Here is a 793-nt window from a genome sequence, read left to right on the forward strand (position 1 = left end):
TGCATGTAGACTAAAAAGTGGACACGCCGTAGTAGCGGCCCGTACAATATAACCAACCAAAAGGTCGAGGTGTGTCATGGGAGATATCCGTCAACATTTTGACGACGAGTTTAAACGTCAAACCGTTAAGCACATGCAAGAAAGCGGCAAAACCCCGTCTGAAGTATCCAAGGAGCTGGACATCCCGGTAAGAAGTATTCGGGCTTGGAGAAGGCAGTTTGCTTCCACCGGTGAGAAATCCCAATTGTTTGTGGACTACGAAAAAATGAAGAAGCTGGAACAACAGAATCGGGATCTACAAGAGGAGGTTGAGATCTTAAAAAAGGCGATGCACTTCTTCACGAAAAGCCGAGACTGATCTATCCGTTTATTCATAAACACCGCTTCCAGTTTCGGGTGGAGAAGATGTGCAGCGTAATGAACGTATCTAGAAGCGGATACTACAAGTGGGTCCATCGTAAACCAAGCGAGCAGGAGAAGCGCCGCAAGAAGCTCATGAAGCGGATCCAGCACCATTTTTACGCCTTTAAGAAACGCTATGGCAGCCATAAAATCGCGGAGAAACTACGTCAAGAAGGCGAGAGCGTTTCGACCAAAACGGTCAGTCGCCTCATGAAAGAAATGGGCCTTCGCTCCGTTACGGTAAAGAAATATAAAGCCACCACGAACTCCAAGCACAACCAGCCGGTCTATGAGAACGTGCTGAACCGTCAGTTTAAACCGGATGCGCCTAACAAGGTTTGGGTCGCCGACATCACGTACATTGCCACGCGGCAGGGCTGGGTCTATTTAG

Annotated in this window: 1 protein-coding gene and 1 pseudogene; both read left to right on the plus strand. The window is 48.4% G+C overall.

Going from position 1 to position 793, the window contains the following annotated elements; genetic code table 11:
• The first annotated feature begins 76 nt into the window (after positions 1 to 76).
• Positions 77 to 358 carry a transposase gene (locus FE781_RS17330; protein ID WP_138790846.1) on the plus strand — a complete coding sequence of 94 codons (282 nt, stop codon included), beginning with the start codon at positions 77 to 79 and terminating at the stop codon, positions 356 to 358.
• A pseudogene (locus tag FE781_RS17335) lies at positions 337 to 793 on the plus strand (IS3 family transposase); the annotation flags it as partial. The gene FE781_RS17330 and the pseudogene FE781_RS17335, both read left to right, overlap by 22 nt.

It is taken from the genome of Paenibacillus thermoaerophilus (genome assembly GCF_005938195.1).
In the GTDB taxonomy this organism is placed as follows: Bacteria; Bacillota; Bacilli; order Paenibacillales; family Reconciliibacillaceae; genus Paenibacillus_W; species Paenibacillus_W thermoaerophilus.